This window comes from Actinospineispora acaciae DSM 45401 (assembly GCF_000620785.1).
Taxonomy (GTDB): Bacteria; Actinomycetota; Actinomycetes; order Mycobacteriales; family Pseudonocardiaceae; genus Pseudonocardia; species Pseudonocardia acaciae.
This window is the reverse complement of sequence record NZ_JIAI01000001.1, coordinates 688,075-703,895: the sequence shown is the minus strand read 5'-3', so window position 1 is coordinate 703,895 and position 15,821 is coordinate 688,075. Positions and strand designations below refer to the sequence as shown.

The following is a 15,821-nucleotide window of genomic DNA, read 5'->3' as shown; positions in this document are numbered from 1 at the left end:
GGACGGGCACATGGCCGATGACCTGGCCGAGCGGGCACGGGGCCTGCACGGCATTCTCGACGGACAGGCCGAGGACAGCGAGCGGCTCGGCAGGCTGACCGACGACATCGACGCCGCGTTCCACGAGCGCGGGCTCTACGGCATGTGGGTGCCGCGCTGCCTGGGCGGTGCCGAGCTGGACCCGCTGTCCTCGCTGGAGGTCGTCGAGGCGGTCTCCTACGCGCAGCCGTCGGCGGGTTGGGTGCTCATGGCGGTCGGGCTGTCGATCGGGACCGCGGGCTCGTACCTGGGCGACGACGCCGTCGGGGAGCTGTTCGGCGGCGAGCGGTTCCCGGTGATCGCGGGCCAGGGCACCCGGCCGGGCACGGCCCGGGCGCGCGACGGCGGGCTCGACATCGGCGGGTCGTGGGGCTTCGCGTCCGGGATCAGGCACGCCGGCTACATCCACACGGCGGTGGCCGTCGAGGAGACCGGCGAGCCACGGATCTGCGTGGTGCCGGTGGGGCGGGCGACGCTGATCGACAACTGGGACGTGCTCGGGCTGGTGGCCACCGGCAGCATCGACTACACGATGGACGAGGTGTTCGTCCCCGGGCCGTGGTCGCACCCGATGCTCACCGAGGAGCCCGTGCGCGGCGGCGACCTCTACCGGCTGGGGATCATCCAGATCGCGATGATCGGCCACTCCGGCTGGGCGCTCGGGGTCGGCCGCCGCATCCTCGACGAGCTGGCGGCGATGGCCCGGCGCAAGGCCGGGCGCCCGGGGCAGTTGGCCGGCAGCGAGCACTTCCAGATCGGGTTCGCGCAGGCCGAGGCCGGTTTTCGCGCGGCGGCCGCGTTCGCGCGAGAGGCCTGGGGCGGGGCGTGGGACACGCTCGCCGCGGGCGGGTCGCTGTCCGTGCGCGAGCGGACGCTGCTGCGCCTGGCGCTGGCGCATCTCACCTGGACGGTTCACGACGTCGCGCAGTTCGCCTACCGCAACGGCGGCACCACAGCGCTGCGCTCGGGCACCCTGCAACGCCTGGTCCGCGACGTGCAAGCGGGCACCCAGCACATCACCTCGGCCCACGGCGTGATCCGGGCCTGCGGCCAGGAGCTGGCCGGGCTCGCCCCCGGCAAGGACTGGCGCTTCCTGGACCTCGCCGACCCCACACGGTGATCGCCCACGGCATGCGGGCGTGTCGTCGCTGCGCGCGAACTCCCGGGAGCCGGGGAGGTGCTGCACGGGAGAAGTGAGAGTGCGCCCGGCTCTCAGGTGTCGGTGATCACTGGACCACAGGGTTGTCCGCCCTCGCGCCGGCACCTACAGTCTCGACTGACCGACAGTCAGTCAGGACCGTCGGAGGAGTTGCGGCCGGCGGAGGGGAGATCCTGTGCGGACGAGGTTGGGGGTCGGGTGCGCTGTCGCGATGGCGGTGTGGGCCGGCGGCTGCGCCGCGGTCACCGGGCCGACCGATGCGACGGTGCGTGTCGAGTCTGGCGAGGTCCGTGGAGTGTCGTCGGCCGACTATCGGCGGTTCGACGGCGTTCCCTACGCCGCGCCTCCGGTGGGTGAGCTGCGCTGGCGCGCGCCACAACCGGTTCCGCCGTGGTCCGGGGTCCGGGACGCGTCCAGGCCCGGCGGCCGCTGCGCCCAGCCCGACAGTCCCATCGGTGGGCCGCGAACCACCAACGAGGACTGCCTGTACCTCAACGTGACCACCCCTCGCGGGGCCGGAGCCGCGAGACTGCCGGTGATGGTGTGGCTGCACGGCGGCGAGAACCAGATCGGCGCGGGCAGCGACTACCTGGCCCACCGGCTTGCCACCGAGGGCGACGTCGTGGTGGTGACGGTGAACTACCGCCTGGGCATCCTCGGGTTCTTCGGCCATCCGGGCCTGCCCGACTCCGGCAACTTCGGCCTGCTCGACCAGCAGGCCGCGCTGCGCTGGGTGCAGCGCAACATCGCCGCGTTCGGCGGCGACGCCGGCAACGTCACGCTGTTCGGCGAGTCGGCCGGTGGCATGAGCAGCTGCACCCACCTGACCTCGCCTTCCGCCGCCGGCCTGTTCCACAAGGTGATCATCCAGAGCGGATCCTGTCTGACCTACTTCTCCCGCAACGGTGTGCGCCCCGGCGATCCGGGCTTCTCGCCGTGGGCACCGTTGCACGCCGTGGAGGACGCCGGGCGGCGGGCGAGCGACCTGCTCGGGTGCGGGGGCGACGGGCAGCCGGTGCGGTGCCTGCGCCGCATCACCGACATCGACAAGCTCCTCGCCCACAACGCGGAGTTCGTCAAGCCCGCTTTCGACTCCACCCTGGTGCCGCTGGAGCCGTCCCTCGCCTTGAGGCAGGGCGCGTTCCACCGCGTTGCGGTGCTGATCGGCACGACCCGAGACGAGATGACCTCGTTGACCTCGCTGATCACCGAGCCAATCGACTCCCAGCGCTACCGGGACCTGCTCCGTGACAGCTTCGGAGCGGCCGCCGATGCGACGGCCGCGCGGTATCGCGAGGCGTCCTATCCGTCACCGGCGGCGGCATGGGCGGCGATCAACACCGATCGGGGCATGACCTGTCCCTCGTTGGCCAGCGCACAGCTCCTCGCGCGGCAGGTGCCGACCTACGCCTACGAGTTCGCCGACCGTGACGCCCCGAACCCCGGCTACAAGATCAAGGACGGGCTGCCGCTCGGCGCCACGCACGCCGCCGAACTCGGATACCTGTTCGACAGGCCCGGTACCACGGAGAGCCTGTCCGCGCCGCAGCGAGATCTCGCCAGCACGATGATCCGATACTGGGCTCGGTTCGCCCACTCCGGCGATCCGAACGGCGCTGGCCTCCCATTCTGGCCACCCACCCAGGCCGGCAACCTCCACTCGGCGGCACAGGTCCTGGCACCGGGGGCAGGGGGCATCCGCTCCGCCGAACCGCATTCCGCGCACCACTGCGACCTCTGGCGGGACGGCCACTGAGATGAACCGGGATGCGCAGACCCCACGCGGCCGCCGACACACGGTCGATCAAGACAAATCCGCGCGGACGGCGGCTCCCGGTGCGCGGGACGGCGCCATGCCGTGGCTGGTGCTCACGGTGCTCGTGACCGGTGCCGCGCTGGCTCAGTTCGCGGTGTTCGCCATCAATGTGGCTGTCCCGGCGATCCAGCGAGGACTGCACGCCTCGGACGCCGCAATCCAGCTCGTGGTCGCGGGATACTCCCTGACGTATGCGATCTTTCTGATCACCGGCGGGCGTTTGGGTGATCAGTACGGGCGGCGCCGCCTCTACCTGGTCGGTCTGACGGTGTTCACCGCGGCGGTCCTCGGCGCCGCCGTCGCCCCCGACGCCGGCTGGCTGATCGCACTGCGGTTGCTGCAGGGCATCGGCGCGGCGGCCATGTTCCCGCAGCTCTTCGCGCTGCTTGTCGACACCGTGCCAAAAGAACGCCAGGCCACGGCGTTCGGGTTCCTGGGTGCCGCGATCGGGTCCGCCGCCGTCATCGGTCAGTTGATCGGTGGACTGCTGGTGCACGCGAACCTGGCGGGCACGACCTGGCGGCCGGTTTTCGGCCTGGTCGCGCTGGTGGGAGTCGGGCTGCTGATCGTCGCACCGTTGGCGCTGCCCGCATCGCCTACGGGGACCGCCCGTTCCATCGATCTCCTCGGCACCGTCCTGCTCACCGTCGTACTGCTACTGGTGGTCGTGCCGCTGATCGAGGGCGGGGACCACGGATGGCCTCCGTGGGTGTGGGTGTGCCTGGTCGCGGCGCTCCCGGTGTTGACGATCTTCGGCAGCCATGAACGCCGGTTGGCCCGGCGGGGCGGCGATCCGCTGGTCGAACCCGGTCTGCTGCGGGACAGGGCCTTCGCCGTCGGGGTGTTGTTGATGTTGGCGGTGTACGCGCTGTTCGCGTCGACCTACCTCGCGCTGGCGGTGACCTGGCAACGGGGACTCGGCTACTCCGCGCTCGACGCCGGGGTGGGTTTTCTCCCGCTCGGGCTTGCGCTCCTGCTCGCCTCGCTGGTCGCGCCCCGGTTCGTCGCGCGCCACGGACGGCCGGTCCTGATCGCCGGCGCCGTGGTGGCCATCGCCGGCCTGGTATGGGCCGCCGCGCTCTCCACCGGGCCTCATCCGCCGGACGCCGTCGCGCTCATCCTTCCGTTGATCTTGCAGGGAGTCGGTGAAGGCTTCCTGTTCAGCCCGCTGCTCGCCGAGATCCTCGGTCGGGTTCGACCGGCGATAGCCGCCACCGCCGCCGGGGTGATGTCCACCGGCCAGCAGGTCGGCGGCGCGCTCGGCATCGCCCTGCTCGGCGTGGTGTTCTTCGGTCACCTCCACGAGGGGCACGGTGCCGATGCGGGCACCGCTCACGCCGACGCCTTCCGCACGAGCATGCTGCTCGGCGCCGGGATCAGCGTGCTCATGGTGGCCATGCTCTTTGCCTTGCCCCGACGCCGAGCGGCCGAACGCGGCGAGGAGGGCAGGTAGCCGAGGAACGCGATCGTCGGTCAGCGCGTCGCCGACGCCGCACGCGCAGCGGTGCAACAGATGTTGTGTCGGGAGGCGTCGAGGTTCGTCAGGCGTCTCTACTGGGGCGCGGCGGCCGCCGTCACCATGAAGGGAACTCAGGGCGGCGGAGGTACGGGATGGTCGGTTACGCGATCGACGACGCCAGGTTCTCGGGCTTCCACCTGCGGGTCACCGCGTACAGCGCGGGCGGCATGTTCTGTGACGGCTACCTGCTCGGGATCATCGCGCCGGCGCTGGCCGTGTACGGGCGCCAGCACGAGGTCAGCACCCTGTGGGCGGGGCTGATCGGCGCGTCCGCGTTGGTCGGGCTGTTCGTCGGCAGCGTCGCGTTCGGCTGGCTCACCGACCGGGTCGGGCGGCAGGCCATGTACCTGGCGGACCTGATGATCTTCGTGGTGGGGTCCGCCGCGCAGGCGCTGGTCACCGAGGTGGCCTGGTTGTTCGCGCTGCGGCTGCTGCTCGGGATCGCCATCGGGGCCGACTATGCGATCTCGCCGACGCTGCTCTCCGAGTTCACCCCGCGCCGGCACCGGGGCTGGATGCTGTCCAGCCTGAACGTGGTGTGGACGGTGGGGTACGTGGCCTCGTTCGCGGTCGGTTACCTGCTCAGCCCGCTCGGGCCGGACTCGTGGCGCTGGATGCTGGCCAGCAGCGCGGTGCCGGCGCTGGTCGTGGCGCTGCTGCGGATCGGGACACCGGAGTCGCCGCGCTGGCTGCTGCACCAGGGCAGGGCGGACGAGGCACTGCGGGTGGTGCGCACGCACATCGACCCGCACGCCACCGCCGAGGACCTCGTGGACGACGAGGCCGAGGGCGGTTCGGACTATCGGGCGCTGTTCCGGCGCGGCATGCGGCGGCGGGTGCTCTTCGGCGGGCTGTTCTGGTTCTGCCAGGTGGTGCCGTACTTCGCGCTGTTCACCTTCCTGCCGACCGTGCTGGCCGCGCTCGAGATCGAGGGTGACCTGGCCCAGTCCGTCATCGTGAACGTGTTCCTGCTGGTCGGGGCCGTGGTCGGGATGGTGGTGGTGAACCGGGTGGATCGGCGGCCGTTCGTGCTGGGCTCGTTCCTGCTGCTCGCCGCGGTCACGGCGGTGCTCGGGGTGTGGGTCGGGGCGCCGGCGGCCGCGGTGGTCGGGTTGTTCGCGGTGTTCGCGTTCGTCGTCTCGGCGGCGCAGTCGCTGGCGTTGGTGTATCCCAGCGAGCTGTTCCCGACGGGGGTGCGTGCCTCGGGCGTGGGGGTGGTGACGGCGTTCAGCAGGGTGGGGGCGGCGATCGGCACGTTCCTGCTGCCGGTCAGCGTGGCTGGGCTCGGCATCCATCCGACGACGTTGATCGCGACGGCGGTGCTGCTGGTGGGGCTGGTCGCGTCGGCCGCGTGGGCGCCCGAGACGCGGCGGATGACGCTGGGTGGCGCGGCGGCTGTTGCGCCGGCGCGGATCCGTCACAACGATCGTGGCGGTGCACGGGGATGACATCCAACCGATCGTCGACGCGCTGGCCACCCGGCTCGGGCGGTCGGTGGCCGTCGACGACCCGTCGATCCGGCTGATCGCCGCCAGCCGGCACTTCGGCGACGAGGACGCCATCCGCATCCGGTCGGTGCTCGACCGCGAGGTGCCGCCGAACATCCAGCGCTGGGTGCTGGGCCAGGTCGCCGGCTGGACGCGGCCGGGGGTGTTGCCGGCCAACGAGGGGCTCGGGTTGCGGGCGCGGGTGTGCGCGCCGGTGCGGTGCAACGGCATGCACCTTGGTTATCTGTGGCTGATCGACCGCGACGGCGAGACGGCCGGGGCCGACCTCGCGGCGGCGGGGGAGGCGGCGGACGCGGTGGGCCTGGCGCTGTACCGGCGGATGCTGGTGCGCGAGCGCGAGCGGTCCCGCGAGGAGGCCACCCTGCGGCTGCTGCTCTCGCCCGAGGCCGAGGACCGCCGCGCGGCGATCGACGACGTGCGGGACTCGCGGCTGGTCGCCGACGCGTCGCACGTGGTGCTGCTCATCGCCGAGATCGAGGACGACGGCGGTGAGGAGGCCGCGGTCGCGCTGGAGGCCGCCGTGGACGAGCTGCGCCGGGCCGTCCCGCCGCGCTCCACGCTCGCGCTGGTGCAGCGGCGGCGCGCGGTGGTCGCGCTGGTCACCGGGTCTGGTGAGCGGCGCGGGCTGGTGCTCGCCGAGCGGCTGCGGTCCCGGTTCGCCGAGCTGACGTTCCGGCGGCACCGCTGCGTGGTCGGCCTCAGCGGCGGCCACGAAGGGCTGGACTCGCTGGTCACCTGCCATCGGGAGGCCAGCACGGCGGTCCGCGCGGCGCGGTTCCTGCCGATGTTCGGGCAGGTCGCCTCGTGGGCGGCGCTGGGACCGTTCGCGCTGCTGCTGCGGGTCGACTTCGACGAGCTGGCCCGCGAGCTGCCGTTCCCCGGCCTGCGCGAGCTACTCGCCGACGACCGGCACGCCAGCCTGGTGGCCACCGCCGAGGAGTTCCTGGACCGGGCCGGCGACGTCAACGCCACGGCGCGGGCGCTGCACGTCCACCGCACCACGCTCTACCACCGGCTCAAGCGCATCGAGGCGGTGACCGGGCTGTCCCTGCAGGACGGGCTGGACCGGCTCACCCTGCACCTGGCGCTGAAGCTCTCCGCCCTGTCCGGCTGATCAGCCCATCACGGTGCCGGAGCTGTCCTCGTTCACCGGGCGGCGGCGGGAGAACGCGGACAGGTCGATCTCCGCGCCGGTGTGCTCGGCGACGAACCGCACCGGGTCGGCGTCGTGGTCGCCGCCGTTCTCGACGCGGTCCACGATGGCGGCCAGGAACTTCCCGACGACCGGCGCGTTCTTGAACTGGTTCCCGCTGGTGCCGATCGCCACGTAGAACCCGGGGACGTCGGTGCGGTCGTAGATCGGCGTCCAGTCGTCGGCCACGTCGTACACGCCCACCACCCCGCGAGGCCGGTTCGGCACCCCCAGCGTCGGGAACCGCCGCGCGGCGCGGGTGACCTGCGCCTCGAACACCTCGGCGGTCGGGTACGGGTGCGCGTCGTCGGGGTCGGCGAGCCACTGGAACGGGTCGCAGGCCGGCTCGGTGCCGCCGACCAGCAGCCCGTCGTTGATCTCGGCGCGCAGATAGGTGCCCAGGTCGAGGTCCGCGACGGCCATGCCGAAGCCACCGGGCGGGTTGTACCCGCGCTGGGCGGGGACGTGGTGCACCTCCTGGCGCATCGGGCGCACGCCGATGGTGAAGTCGGCGCCGGCGCCGGCCAGGTCGTTGAGCCCGCCCGACCACGGGCCGGCGGCGTTGACCACCACCGGGGCCCCGATGCGCCGCCCGTCGGCCAGCTCCACGCCGTCGACCCGGTCGCCGGACTTCGGCACCGCCACCACCCGTTGGCCCAGCACCAACGCCACCCCGTGGCGGCGGGCCGCGTCGGCGAGGTTCTGCGCGGCCAACTGCGGGTCGCTGACGAACCCCGCGTCCGGGGTGAACAGCGCGCCGAGCGTCCCGGACGGATCGTGCCAGAACCGCTCCTCGGTGATCCGCGACGGCGGCCAGTAGCGCCCGGTGTCGATGCCGGGCAGCCTGGTCGCCAGCGTCGCGGCGTCCCACTCCTCGTAGCGGACCCCGGCCCTGTCGAACAGCGGGATGAACGCGCTCCTCGGCGCCAGGTCCACGTCCAGCAGCGCCAGGCCGGTGCGCCGGTAGCGGGCCAGGCCGTCGGCTTGCGGGGCGTCCAGATGCTCGGCCCACGCCTCCCAGCAGTGCCTGGCCTCCCAGGCGGTGGCCACCCCCGCCCAGGTGGAGAAGTTGAACCTGACCACCGCGCTGGACGCGCCGGTCGAGCCGTGCCCGATCCCGCCCGCCTTGTCCACCACTGCCACCCGGTGCCCGGACCTGGCCAGTTCGAGGGCGATCGATGTCCCGATCACGCCGGCGCCGATGACCACCGCGTCCACGTTCACGTTTCCCAGCATTGCCTACGTCGCATCCCGCGGCATCCGTCATCCGATGCCCGTTCGTGGGCGTGGCCACAACATCCGACGCGGCGGCGGGGGTCGTACCGTGGCGGCATGCCAGGCCCACCCGAGCGCCGGTTCCCGCGCGGCGTCTACCGCGTCGGCGAGGAGCCCGACCCCCGGTTCTCGCTGGCCAACGAGCGCACCTTCCTGGCCTGGATCCGCACCTCGCTGGCGTTCCTCGCGCTCGGGGTCGCGCTGCGGGCGCTGCCGGTGGCGATGCCGCCGGGCGTCCGGTTCGTGGCCGCGCTGGCGTTCGTCGGCGTCGGCGTCGTGATCCCGGCGGCGGCGTGGTGGGGCTGGGCGCGGACGGAGCGGGCGCTGCGTACCGGGGCGCCGCTTCCCGCGTCGACGGTGGCGCCGGTGGTGGTGGCCGGGGCCGTGCTGGCCGGCGTGCTGGTGCTGGTCGGCGCGGTGCTGGCCTGAGGCCGGCATGACGCGCCCCGACCCCGGGCTGCAGCCGGAGCGGACCGCGCTGGCCTGGCGGCGCACCGCGCTGGGGCTGGCCGCCGCGGCCGCGGTCGCCGCTCGGGTGCTGTTCCCGACGCTGGGCGTGCTCGCCGTCTGCCTTGCGGCGGTCGGGGGAGCGGGCGCGATCGGGCTGTGGGTGTGGGGGTCGCGGCGGTACCGTCAGGTCCATCGCCGCCCGGACGGCGTCGCGCTCGCCGGGTTCGCCGTCCTGGCCACCGCCGCCGGCCTCGCGGCGCTGCTGTTCGTGTGCCGGCGCTGAGCCCGCGAAGGGAGCGCAAGGATGCGCGCAGTGGAGTACGCCTCGTTCGACGCGACAGGCCTGGCCGAGCTCATCCGCACCGGACAGGTCACGCCCGCCGAGGTCTGGGCGGCGGCCGCCGAGGCGCTGGACGGCGTGTCCCCGAAGCTCAACGCGCTGGTCGGGCCGAGGTTCGCCGAGCCGCTCGCGCACTCGGCGGACGGCCCCTTCGGCGGCGTCCCGTTCGCGATCAAGGACCTGGTCCTGCACGCCGCCGGGGTGCCCCAGCGCGCCGGCAGCCGGCTGCTCGGGGACGGCGTCACCGCGCCGAACGACACCTACCTGATGGCCAGGTTCCGGGCGGCCGGGCTGGCCACGATGGGCGTGACGGCAACGCCCGAGCTGGGCTTCAACGCCAGCACCGAGTCGGTGGCCACCGGCCAGGTGCACAACCCGTGGGACCCGACGCGCAGCCCCGGCGGCTCCAGCGGCGGCTCGGCGGCACTGGTCGCGGCGCGCGCGTTGCCCGTCGCGCACGCCAACGACGGCGGCGGCTCGATCCGGATCCCGGCCGGGGCCTGCGGGCTGGTCGGGCTCAAGCCCAGCCGGGGCCGGACCACCGCCGGGCCCGACATGTCCGACCCGCTGCTGGGCATGGCCGTCGAGTTCGCGCTGACCCGCACCGTGCGCGACTGCGCGGCCCTGTTCGACGCGGTGCACGGCGCGGAGGTCGGCGACAGGTACCTCTACCCGGCGCCGGAGCGGCCGTTCGCCGAGGCCGCCCGGGACGGGAGCCGGCCGCTGCGGGTCGCGGTGACCACGACACCGCTGTGCGGCACCGGCGTCGTCGACCCCGAGTCCGTGGCCGCCGTGCGCGCGGTCGCCGACGAGCTGGCGAACTCCGGGCACGCCGTGACCCGGGCGGCCCCCTCGGTCGACACCGAGGCGTTCGACGACGCCGCGCTGATCGCCTGGACCAGCTCGCTGGCCGACACCGCCGACCTGCTCGCCTCGCTGACCGGGGCGAGCGTCGGCCCGGACACCCTGGAGGCCACCACGCTGGCCTGCGTCGAGCACGGGCGCGCGCTGCGGGCCGTGGACATGTACGCCATGGACAGGGTGTTCAACGCGGTCACCCGCACGGTCGCGGCGTTCTTCGTCGAGCACGACGTGCTGCTCAGCCCGACCACCTGCGCGCCGAACACCGCGCTCGGCTACCTCAACGCCGACGACCCGACGCTGAGCGCGCGCGGCTGGTACGACAAGCTCTTCGGCTTCGCCGGGTTCACCCCGCTGGCCAACGTGACCGGGATGCCGGCGATCTCCCTCCCGCTGGCCTGGTCGTCGCGGGGCTGGCCGATCGGCGTGCAGCTCATGTCCGGCCTGGCCCGGGAGGCGGACCTGCTCGCCCTGGCCGGCGACCTGGAGCGGTCCCGCCCGTGGGCCGACCGCAGGCCACCTGTGTGTGCCGGGTGACTGATTGGTGTTACTGCCGGTAACATGCACGGCATGAGCCACGCCCCGGTCGTCACGCTGTTCACCCACGCGGTCCGCGAGACCCGCGAGGACGTCGAGGAGGTCGCCTCCCGGCTGCTGGTCCGCGTCGGCGACCTCGCCGCGCTCGCCTCCGGCGCCCTGGCCAGCCAGGTCGACGAGCTGGGGGAGTTCGTGTCCGACCGCGTCGACGACGTGGTCGGGCGGGTGTCCGCCGTGGTCGGCGACCGGGTCGTCGGGCTCGGCGAGACGCTCACCGGAACCGCCCGCGAACGGGACTAGCCTCCCAGCGCCAAGCTGATCTTCGGGACGAACGTCACCAGCAGCAGCGCGACCAGCAGCATCACCGCGCTCGGCACGGCCGCCTTGGCGACGCGCAGCACACTCATCCGGGAGATGCCGCTGGCCACGAAGAGGTTCAGCCCCAGCGGCGGGGTGATCATGCCGATCTCCAGGTTCATCACGATGACGATGCCCAGGTGCACCGGGTCGACCCCGAGCTTGACGCCGATCGGGAACAGGATCGGGGCCAGGATGAGGATCGCGCTGGACGTCTCCATGAAGCAGCCGACGATCAGCAGCAGCACCGTGGTGAGCAGCAGGAACGACCACGGTGCCAGGTCCATGTCGACCAGCGCGGCGGTGATCTGGCGCGGGATGCGCTCCGAGGTCAGCACGAAGGAGAACAGGATCCCGTTGGCGATGATGAACATGATCATCGCCGAGGTCCGGGCCGAGCGGAGCAGGATCGGGCCCAGGTCGCGCCAGCCGATCTCGCGGTAGAACACCAGCGAGACGATCACGGCGTAGAACACCGCCATCGCCGCCGCCTCGGTGGGGGTGAACACGCCGCCGTAGATCCCGCCGAGCACGAACAGCGGCAGGGCCAGGCTCAGCGCCGCGTCGCGGAAGGCTCGGAGCTTCTCCTCCCTGGTCATCCGTATCGCGTCGGCGCCGGCGCCGTAGCCGCGCCGCCGGGAGACCACCACCACGAGCACCAGCAGCAGCACGCCGGCGAGCAGCCCGGGCACCACCCCGGCCAGGAACAGGTCGCCGATCGAGGTCTCGGTGGCGATGCCGTAGACGATCAGCGGGATGGACGGCGGGATGAGGATGCCCAGCGAGCCGGAGGTGGCCACCACGCCGGTAGAGAACTCCCGCCCGTACCCGGCGCGGATCATCCCCGGGATGAGCAGCGTGCCGACCGCGACCACGGTGGCCGGGCTGGAGCCGGAGATGGCCGCGAAGAACACGCAGGACAGCACGGCGGCCATGGCCATCCCGCCCCGGAACCCGCCGACCAGCGCCAGCCCGGCGTCGGTGAGCCGGCGGCTGATCCCGCCCTGGCTCATGATCGTCGCGGCCAGCACGAAGAACGGCACGGCCATCAGCGGGAACGCGTTGAGCGCGTTGAACAGGGTGTCCGGCACCTGGGTGAGTGGGACGGTGGTGAAGTAGAAGAAGTAGGCGAAGCTGGTCAGGCCCAGCGCGACGGCGATCGGCGCCGAGGTCAGCAGCAGCGCCAGCAGCGTGACGACCAGCGCGACGGCGGCGCTCAACTCGCCACCCCTTCCAGCTCGTCCCCGGCGGCCTCCGGATAGGGGTCTCGCCCCCGCAGCAGCCGCGCGCCGACCTCGCAGGTGCGCAGGAACATCAGCGTGAACCCGACCGGGACCGGGAGCATCACCGCCCACAGCGGCAGCTTCAGCGCCGGGGTGATCGTGTTGGTGGCGTACGGCTCGAACAGCACGAACCAGCCGTAGGTCCCGACGACGCCCAGGTAGACCAGGCTGACCGCGACGCCGACCAGCTTGATGATCCGCTTGCCCCGCTCCTTGAGGAACAGCGAGACCAGCTCGACGTTGACGTGCTCGTTGTGCCGCAGGGTGATCACCGCGCCGACGAACGTGGAGGTGATCACGAGGTAGACGATGGCCTCCTCGGACCAGAAGATGATCTCGTTGAACAGCGCGCGGAGCAGCACCGCGACGATCGCGATCAGCACGGCCAGGCCCAGCGAGCCCGCCGCGAGCACGTTCTCCACCCTGGTCAGCACCGCGTCGAACCGGGACACCCGGGCCTCCTCTTTGTCGCTCGGGGTCATGTCAACGACCGCCTCGGCGGGCGAGCAGCTCCTCGACGATGTCCTTGCCGATCACGTTCTCGTACTGCCGCCAGACCGAGGGGATCACCGCGTCGGTCAGCGCCCGCCGCTGCTCGGGGGTGAGCGTGAGGATCTCCGTGGTGTGGGCCTGCTGGATGGTGCGCTTGGCCTCGGCGTTGAGCCGCTCGCTGACCTGGCGGTTGTAGGCGGCCGAGTCGCGCGCGGAGTCGAGCACCACGCGCTGCAGGTCCGGCGGGAGGCCGGCGAAGAACTTCTCGTTGATCGTGAGCAGGTATCCGATGTAGCCGTGGTCGGACTCGGTGATGTAGCGCTGGACGGTGTGCATCTTCTGCGAGGAGATGTTCGAGTACGGGTTCTCCTGGCCGTCGATGAGGCCCTGCTGCAGCGCGCTGTACACCTCGGCGAAGGCCAGCGGCGTGGACCGCGCGCCCCAGGCCTCGAACTGCGAGCGCAGCACATCCGAGGGCTGGATCCGGAACCGCAGCCCGGTCAGGTCGGCCGGCGTGGTCATCGGCCGGTTCGAGGAGAGCTGCTTGAGCCCGTTGTCCCACAGCTCGAGCGCCCTGATGTTGCGCTTGGCCAGCTCCTGGCTCTCGAAGATGGCCCGGCCGGCGGCGGTGTCCCTGGCCACGACCTTGGGGATCTCCTGCACGCTGCCGAACAGGAACGGCAGGTCGAGCACCTGCAGCGCGGGCGCGATCGTGGTGAACTTCGCGCTGGCCGGCGCGAGCATCTGCACCGCGCCGGACTGCAGCGCCTGCATCTCGTTGCCGTCGCCGTAGAGCTCGGAGTTGGGGTAGACCTCGACGTGGATCCGGCCGGCCGAGCGCTGTTCGACCAGCTCCTTGAACTTGGTCGCCGCCTGGCCCTTGGGCGTCGACGGGGTGACCACGTGCGAGAACCGGATGGTGAAGCTGCCGGCACCGCCGGGCTGGCCGGCTCCCCGCAGCCCGCACCCGGCGAGCACCGAGGTCATCATCAGCACCACGGCGACCAGTGCCCGCCGCCGCCAGACCGATCCACTCACCAGGACGCCTCCCCGGCACGACATCCGCGTCGCGCCACGCCGGCAGATTATGCATTGTTTTCAAAGTCATGCATACTCGAACCTCGTGATGGCCCGGGAGCTGCCCCTGGAGGGCGTCGTCGTCGTCTCGTGTGAACAGGCCGTGGCCGCGCCGCTGGCCACCCGGCACCTCGCCGACCTGGGAGCGCGCGTGATCAAGGTCGAGCGGGAGGGCGCGGGCGACTTCGCTCGCGGCTACGACGAGGCGGTGCAGGGCCTGTCCAGCCACTTCGTCTGGCTGAACCGCTCGAAGGAGAGCCTGGCGCTCGACCTCAAGCGGCCGGATGCCCAGGAGACGATGCACCGGCTGCTGGCGCGCGCGGACGTGTTCGTGCAGAACTTCGCGCCCGGCGCCGCCGAGCGGCTGGGGCTGGGCGCCGCCGAGCTGCGCGAGCGGTTCCCCCGGCTGGTCACCTGCTCGATCTCGGGCTACGGCTCCAGCGGCCCCTACCGCGACGCCAAGGCCTACGACCTGCTCATCCAGGCCGAGGCCGGGCTGATCTCGGTCACCGGCACCGAGGAGCACCCGGCAAAGAGCGGCATCCCGGCCGCGGACATCGGCGCCGGGATGTACGCGTTCTCCGGCATCCTGGCCGCGCTGTACGAGCGGGAGCGGACCGGTGAGGGCACCGGGATCGAGGTGAGCCTGTTCGACGCGCTCACCGAGTGGATGGGCTTCCCGCTGTACTACACCGGGTACGGGGGCCAGCCGCCGCGCCGGACCGGCACCGCGCACGCCGCGATCGCGCCGTACGGGGCGTTCACCGCCGGCGACGGCGCCGAGGTCGTGCTGGGCATCCAGAACGAGCGGGAGTGGGTGGCCTTCTGCGCGACCGTGCTCGCCCGTCCGGAGCTCGCCGAGGACCCGCGCTACGACACCGGCTCGCGCCGAGTGGCCAACCGCGACGCGCTGCACGCGGAGATCGACGCCGTGTTCCGGGCGCTGACCGGCGACGAGGTGACGGCACGGCTGGCCCGGGCGCGGGTCGCGCACGCGCGTCGCCGGGAGGTCGCCGAGGTGCTGGAGCACCCGCAGCTCGCGGCCAGGGACCGGTGGGCCGAGGTGGACTCCGAGGTCGGGCCGCTGCGGGCGCTGCTGCCGCCGATCGGGCTGGCCGGGCGCACGCCGAGGATGGACCGCATCCCGACCGTGGGCGAGCACAACCAGCGGATCCTGAGCTGGCTCGACCAGGAGCCGGACGGGTGAGCGAGGCCTTCCCGACCAAGCGCGACCAGATCGTCGACGAACTGCGCAGGCAGATCCTCGCCGGCGACCTCGCGCGCGGGGCGCGGCTGCCCCAGGACGAGCTGGCCCGCCGGTTCCGGGCCAGCATCACCCCGGTGCGCGAGGCGCTGCGCCAACTGGAGGCCGAGGGCCTGCTGGAGGCGCAGCCGCACCGGGGGATGCGGGTGGCCGGGGTCGACCTGGAGCGGGTCACCGCCACCTACGTGGTACGCCGGCTGACCGAGACCTACGCCATGCGCCGCGCCACGCTGCGGCTGTCCCGGCGCGACCTGGCCAGGGCGCGGGAGCTGCTGGCCGAGGAGGCCGCCGGAACGGAGCAGGACGCCGCCACCATCCGCGAGCGCAACCGCCGGTTCCACTTCCTGTGCTACGAACGCTGCGGGATGCCCGCGTTGACCGAGCGCATCGCCGGCATGTGGGAGGCGTTCCCGTGGGACCTGATGCTGCACTCCTCGACGCGTTCGAAGGCCTCGCACCGCGAGCACCTGGACATCATGGCCGCACTGGAGGCCGGCGACCCGGACGCCGTCGCGGAGGCCACCGAGCGGCACCTGCGCAACGGCTTCGCCCCGATCCTGCGGCGGCTGACCGGCCGGGACGGGCCTGACCCGTTCGACATCGAGGTGGACTGAGACACACTGCGCCGTACGGAGTAGGCGCGGTCGCCGGG

At 72.6% G+C, this 15,821-nt stretch carries 15 protein-coding genes; 11 read left to right on the top strand and 4 right to left on the bottom strand.

Annotated elements, in window-relative coordinates:
- Nucleotides 1-10 precede the first annotated feature (10 nt).
- The 5 genes from N912_RS0103560 (at nt 11) to N912_RS0103540 (ending at nt 7,155) form a co-directional block, all read left to right on the top strand.
- The gene (locus N912_RS0103560; RefSeq protein WP_028921343.1) at nt 11-1,159 is read left to right on the top strand and encodes an acyl-CoA dehydrogenase family protein; all 1,149 of its coding nucleotides are present in this window, start codon (nt 11-13) and stop codon (nt 1,157-1,159) included.
- A 250-nt stretch (nt 1,160-1,409) separates the two neighbouring features.
- Nucleotides 1,410-2,954, top strand: coding sequence for a carboxylesterase/lipase family protein (locus tag N912_RS49250; protein WP_037062742.1), 1,545 nt, complete (start codon nt 1,410-1,412; stop codon nt 2,952-2,954).
- A gap of 97 nt (nt 2,955-3,051) precedes the next feature.
- Complete coding sequence (locus N912_RS49245) at nt 3,052-4,467, top strand: MFS transporter (protein WP_037062739.1); 1,416 nt, start codon at nt 3,052-3,054, stop codon at nt 4,465-4,467.
- Between the two features lie 158 nt (nt 4,468-4,625).
- Entirely contained in the window at nt 4,626-5,981 is a 1,356-nt protein-coding gene (locus N912_RS49240) for an MFS transporter (RefSeq protein ID WP_051579542.1), read from the top strand.
- A complete protein-coding gene (locus tag N912_RS0103540; RefSeq protein WP_028921342.1) occupies nt 5,968-7,155 on the top strand; it encodes a PucR family transcriptional regulator in 1,188 nt (395 codons plus the stop codon). The genes N912_RS49240 and N912_RS0103540 overlap by 14 nt, the downstream gene beginning before the upstream one ends.
- Here the strand turns inward: N912_RS0103540 and N912_RS0103535 are convergent, their stop codons facing one another.
- Nucleotides 7,156-8,457 carry an NAD(P)/FAD-dependent oxidoreductase gene (locus N912_RS0103535; protein WP_028921341.1) on the bottom strand — a complete coding sequence of 434 codons (1,302 nt, stop codon included), beginning with the start codon at nt 8,455-8,457 and terminating at the stop codon, nt 7,156-7,158.
- 108 nt (nt 8,458-8,565) lie between these two features.
- On the opposite strand from N912_RS0103535, the gene N912_RS0103530 reads away from it, so the two are divergent.
- Genes N912_RS0103530 through N912_RS0103515 form a run of 4 tightly spaced genes read left to right on the top strand, consistent with a single transcriptional unit; the run spans nt 8,566 to nt 10,996 of the window.
- The gene (locus N912_RS0103530) at nt 8,566-8,937 is read left to right on the top strand and encodes a YidH family protein (protein ID WP_028921340.1); all 372 of its coding nucleotides are present in this window, start codon (nt 8,566-8,568) and stop codon (nt 8,935-8,937) included.
- Nucleotides 8,938-8,944: 7 nt separating this feature from the next.
- The gene (locus tag N912_RS49235) at nt 8,945-9,241 is read left to right on the top strand and encodes a DUF202 domain-containing protein (RefSeq protein WP_051579539.1); all 297 of its coding nucleotides are present in this window, start codon (nt 8,945-8,947) and stop codon (nt 9,239-9,241) included.
- 21 nt (nt 9,242-9,262) lie between these two features.
- Nucleotides 9,263-10,696, top strand: a complete 1,434-nt coding sequence (locus tag N912_RS0103520) for an amidase (protein ID WP_028921339.1) — start codon at nt 9,263-9,265, stop codon at nt 10,694-10,696.
- 33 nt (nt 10,697-10,729) lie between these two features.
- The gene (locus N912_RS0103515) at nt 10,730-10,996 is read left to right on the top strand and encodes a hypothetical protein (RefSeq protein WP_156993138.1); all 267 of its coding nucleotides are present in this window, start codon (nt 10,730-10,732) and stop codon (nt 10,994-10,996) included.
- Here the strand turns inward: N912_RS0103515 and N912_RS0103510 are convergent.
- Genes N912_RS0103510 through N912_RS49230 form a run of 3 tightly spaced genes read right to left on the bottom strand, consistent with a single transcriptional unit; the run spans nt 10,993 to nt 13,866 of the window.
- Nucleotides 10,993-12,273, bottom strand: a complete 1,281-nt coding sequence (locus N912_RS0103510) for a TRAP transporter large permease (RefSeq protein ID WP_064745143.1) — start codon at nt 12,271-12,273, stop codon at nt 10,993-10,995. The genes N912_RS0103515 and N912_RS0103510 overlap by 4 nt on opposite strands.
- Nucleotides 12,270-12,818, bottom strand: a complete 549-nt coding sequence (locus N912_RS0103505) for a TRAP transporter small permease (RefSeq protein ID WP_028921336.1) — start codon at nt 12,816-12,818, stop codon at nt 12,270-12,272. Before N912_RS0103505 ends, N912_RS0103510 begins: the two co-directional genes overlap by 4 nt.
- 1 nt (nt 12,819) lies before the next feature.
- The gene (locus tag N912_RS49230; protein WP_169747797.1) at nt 12,820-13,866 is read right to left on the bottom strand and encodes a DctP family TRAP transporter solute-binding subunit; all 1,047 of its coding nucleotides are present in this window, start codon (nt 13,864-13,866) and stop codon (nt 12,820-12,822) included.
- Between the two features lie 88 nt (nt 13,867-13,954).
- On the opposite strand from N912_RS49230, the gene N912_RS0103495 reads away from it, so the two are divergent.
- Both N912_RS0103495 and N912_RS59905 read left to right on the top strand, forming a co-directional pair.
- Nucleotides 13,955-15,112, top strand: a complete 1,158-nt coding sequence (locus N912_RS0103495) for a CaiB/BaiF CoA transferase family protein (RefSeq protein ID WP_028921335.1) — start codon at nt 13,955-13,957, stop codon at nt 15,110-15,112.
- Nucleotides 15,109-15,783: a GntR family transcriptional regulator gene (locus N912_RS59905; protein WP_051579535.1), complete on the top strand. Its 675-nt coding sequence runs from the start codon at nt 15,109-15,111 to the stop codon at nt 15,781-15,783. Before N912_RS0103495 ends, N912_RS59905 begins: the two co-directional genes overlap by 4 nt.
- The last annotated feature ends 38 nt before the right edge of the window (nt 15,784-15,821 follow it).

What these genes read in the sequence shown, in the direction of transcription:
- N912_RS49240 (WP_051579542.1), top strand. Translation starts at nt 4,626, where the DNA reads ATGGTCGGTTACGCGATCGACGACGCCAGGTTCTCGGGCTTCCACCTG.
- N912_RS49235 (WP_051579539.1), top strand. Translation starts at nt 8,945, where the DNA reads ATGACGCGCCCCGACCCCGGGCTGCAGCCGGAGCGGACCGCGCTGGCC.
- N912_RS0103515 (WP_156993138.1), top strand. Translation starts at nt 10,730, where the DNA reads ATGAGCCACGCCCCGGTCGTCACGCTGTTCACCCACGCGGTCCGCGAG.
- N912_RS49250 (WP_037062742.1), top strand. Translation starts at nt 1,410, where the DNA reads ATGGCGGTGTGGGCCGGCGGCTGCGCCGCGGTCACCGGGCCGACCGAT.
- N912_RS0103505 (WP_028921336.1), bottom strand. Translation starts at nt 12,818, where the DNA reads ATGACCCCGAGCGACAAAGAGGAGGCCCGGGTGTCCCGGTTCGACGCG.
- N912_RS49245 (WP_037062739.1), top strand. Translation starts at nt 3,052, where the DNA reads ATGCCGTGGCTGGTGCTCACGGTGCTCGTGACCGGTGCCGCGCTGGCT.
- N912_RS0103520 (WP_028921339.1), top strand. Translation starts at nt 9,263, where the DNA reads ATGCGCGCAGTGGAGTACGCCTCGTTCGACGCGACAGGCCTGGCCGAG.
- N912_RS0103560 (WP_028921343.1), top strand. Translation starts at nt 11, where the DNA reads ATGGCCGATGACCTGGCCGAGCGGGCACGGGGCCTGCACGGCATTCTC.
- N912_RS0103530 (WP_028921340.1), top strand. Translation starts at nt 8,566, where the DNA reads ATGCCAGGCCCACCCGAGCGCCGGTTCCCGCGCGGCGTCTACCGCGTC.
- N912_RS0103495 (WP_028921335.1), top strand. Translation starts at nt 13,955, where the DNA reads ATGGCCCGGGAGCTGCCCCTGGAGGGCGTCGTCGTCGTCTCGTGTGAA.